This window comes from Mycetohabitans endofungorum (assembly GCF_002927045.1).
GTDB lineage: Bacteria > Pseudomonadota > Gammaproteobacteria > Burkholderiales > Burkholderiaceae > Mycetohabitans > Mycetohabitans endofungorum.
Genome location: NZ_PRDW01000041.1, coordinates 1 through 3,599, shown reverse-complemented (window position 1 = coordinate 3,599; position 3,599 = coordinate 1). Strand labels below are relative to the sequence as shown.

General features: G+C 62.9%; 1 protein-coding gene. It reads left to right on the top strand.

All coding sequences use genetic code 11. From position 1 onward, the window contains the following. Window positions 1-3,599, top strand: a 3,599-nt coding sequence (locus B0O95_RS15020) for a non-ribosomal peptide synthetase (protein WP_146064117.1), incomplete at both ends; no start/stop codon positions are given.

Genomic DNA, 3,599 nt, shown 5'->3' with positions numbered 1-3,599 from the left:
GAGCGGCATCGGCTGTTGGTCGAGTGGAATGCGACGCAGCGGGACTATCCGGCGCACTTATGCATCCACCAGTTGTTCGAAGCGCAGGTCGAGCGTACCCCCGAGGCGCCAGCGCTGGTGTATGAATCGCAGACACTGAGCTATGCGCAGCTGAACGCACAAACCAATCGTCTCGCGCACCAGTTGATCGAGTTAGGCGTCAAGCCAGACACGCGCGTGGCAATCTGCGTCGAGCGCTCACCGGCGCTGGTCGTCGGCCTGCTGGCGATTTTAAAGGCCGGCGGCGCGTATGTGCCGCTGGATCTAGCGTATCCGAGTGAGCGCTTGGCGCACATCCTCGCCGATGCGGCACCGAGCATTGTGCTCGCGGATGCGGCCGGGCGCGCTGCGCTGGGCGACGCGGCGCTCGCGTCATGCACGGTGCTCGATCCGGCCACGCTGCCGGCGTTGCCGGACACGAATCCGTCGGTAGCCGCGCTCACCGCCCGGCATCTGGCGTATGTGATCTATACGTCGGGTTCGACCGGCACGCCGAAAGGCGTGATGGTGCCGCATCATGCGATTGCGCGGCTGGTCATCAACAATGGCTATGTTGACATTGGCACCGGTGATCGTGTGGCGTTCGCAGCGAACCCGGCTTTCGACGCGAGCACGTTTGAAGTGTGGGCACCGCTGTTAAATGGCGCCACCGTCGTCCTATTCGATAGGGATGCGGTGCTGAATCCCCAACGTCTAGAGGAGGCACTTGCCCGATACAGGGTGACCACACTTTTTCTGACAACGGTGTTATTCAATCAGCTGGTTCCTTTGATGGCCCCGGCTTTGGCGCGATTGAAATATTTGCTCTGTGGTGGAGAACAAGAGAACCCTGAGCGCTTCGCGCAGCTACTGAAGCATGATGGGCCGAAGCATTTGATCCACTGCTACGGGCCGACCGAGAATACGACTTTTTCAACGACTTATGAGGTCACTGAGCTTGGCGATCGAGCTGAACGTTTACCGATTGGTCGGCCGATAGCGAACACGCGCGTTTATTTGCTCGATGCGCACGGCCAGCCGGTGCCGCTGGGTGCGGTCGGCGAGTTGTATATGGGTGGCGCCGGGGTCGCACGCGGCTATCTGAACCGCCCGGAGTTGACCGCCGAGCGTTTCGTGCGCGATCCATTCGTGGACGAGTCGGATGCGCGGATGTACAAGACGGGTGATTTGGCGCGTTATTTACCGGATGGCAATCTGGAATTCTTGGGGCGCAATGATGAGCAAGTGAAGATCCGCGGCTTTCGCATTGAACCGGGGGAGATCGAAGCGTGCTTAACAGCGCATGCGCAAGTGCGCGACGCGGTGGTGCTGGCAACCGGTGAGGGCTCGGCTAAGCGGCTGGTGGCCTATGTGCAGGCCGAAGCGGATGAGCACCTGGCGAGCACCTTGCGTGCACAGGTGGCGGCGAGCCTGCCTGAGTATATGGTGCCCAGCGCGTTTATGCGGCTCGATGCGTGGCCGCTGACGCCGAACGGCAAACTCGATCGGCGTGCACTGCCCGCCCCGGATGATGACGCACTGGCGCATCAAGCGTATGAAGCGCCGCAAGGTGAGCTCGAGACGACGCTCGCGGCGATCTGGGCCGAGCTATTGGGGGTGAAGCAGGTCGGTCGGCACGACAGCTTCTTTGCGCTCGGCGGGCACTCGCTGCTCGCGGTGCAGCTCATTGAGCGCCTGCGGCGTCGGGGCTTGAGTGTGTCGGTGCGGCTGCTGTTTGAGGCACCGACGCTCAGTGCGTTGGCGCAGACGTTGGGTCAGCGCCGTGACGTGGTGGTACCTGCGAACGCGATCACGCCCGACACGAGTGCGATTACGCCGTCGATGCTGCCGCTCATTGAGCTGACGCAAGCGGACATTGATAAGATTGTCGAGCAGGTGCCGCAGGGTGTGGCCAATATCCAGGACATTTATGCCCTGTCGCCACTGCAAGACGGGCTGCTGTTTCACCATCTGCTGGCCAGCACAGGCGATCCGTATCTGCTGATGGTGCAGCTGGCCTTTGAGACGCGAGCGCAGCTTGACCAGTACCTGCATGCGCTGCAGCAGGTGATCGATCGGCACGATATTTTGCGCACCGCGTTCGTCTGGGAAGGTGTGTCCTCGCCCGCGCAAGTGGTATGGCGCCACGCACAGTTGCCGGTCACCGAGCTGACGTTGGACGCCGCTGACGGGCCGATCGCCGAACAATTGGCGCGGCGCTTTGATCCGCGTCACACGCGGCTGGATCTGACGCACGCGCCGCTGCTGCACTGTGCGATCGCCCAGGATAGTAGGGGGCGCTGGCTACTTATGCAGCGGCTGCACCATTTGATTATCGACCACTCGACGCTGGAAGTGATGCACGCGGAGGTGCGGGCGTTCGCCGAGGGTCGAGGCGACACGCTGCCGCCGGCGCAGCCGTTCCGCCATCTGGTCGCGCAAGCCAGGCTGGGGGTGAGCGAAGCCGAGCATACGCGCTTTTTTACCGAGCTGCTCGCGGATGTGGAGCCGACCTTGCCGTTTGGGCTCGCGCAGGTACAGCACGACGGCAGTGAAGTGAGCGAGTCACACCGGATGCTGCCGTCGGCGTTGAACGACCGGCTGCGCGCGCATGCGAAGCGGTTGGGCGTCAGTCTGGCGAGCTTGTGTCACCTGGCATGGGCGCAGGTGCTCGCCCGCGCGAGCGGCCAACAACACGTGGTGTTTGGCACGGTGCTGTTTGGGCGAATGCAAGCGGGGGAAGGTGCCGATCGTGCGATGGGGCTTTTTATCAATACGTTGCCGCTGCGCGTGGACCTGGACGGCAGTGTAGAGACTGCCGTGCATGCGACGCATGCGCGGCTGGCGGCGCTGCTCGAGCATGAGCATGCGTCGCTGGCGCTTGCACAGCGCTGCAGCGGCGTGCCAGCCGGTACGCCGCTCTTTAGTGCGCTGCTCAATTACCGGCACAATGCGATGGATTCAAGCGAGCGCAGCGGGCTACCGGGTGTGGAGCTGTTGAGCGCCCAGGAGCGCACCAATTACCCAATCGGGCTGTCAGTGGATGATAATGGGCAATCGTTGGAGCTGACGGCCCAGAGCGTGCCGTCGCTAGAGCCCGAGCGGGTGTGCGCGTATATGCAGCAGGCGCTGCACAGCTTGGCCGACGTGCTCGAGGCGACGCCCGACACCGCAGTGCAGCAGCTGCAGGTGCTGCCCGAGGCCGAGCGCGAGTTGCTGCTTAACACGTGGAACGCGACGCAGCAGGCGTATCCGTCGCACTTATGCGCGCACCAGCTATTCGAAGCGCAGGTCAAGCGCACCCCCGAGGCGCCAGCGCTGGTGTTTGAAGATCAAACGTTCAGTTATGCGCAGCTGAACGCACAAGCCAATCGCCTCGCGCACCAGTTGATCGAGTTAGGCGTCAAGCCCGATGCCCGAGTGGCGATCTGCGTGCAGCGTAGTCCCGCACTGGTCGTGGGGCTGCTGGCGATTTTAAAGGCCGGGGGCGCGTATGTACCGCTCGACCCAGCGTATCCGAGTGAGCGCTTGGTGCACATTCTCGCTGATGCGGCACCGAACATTGTGCTCGCGGATGCGGC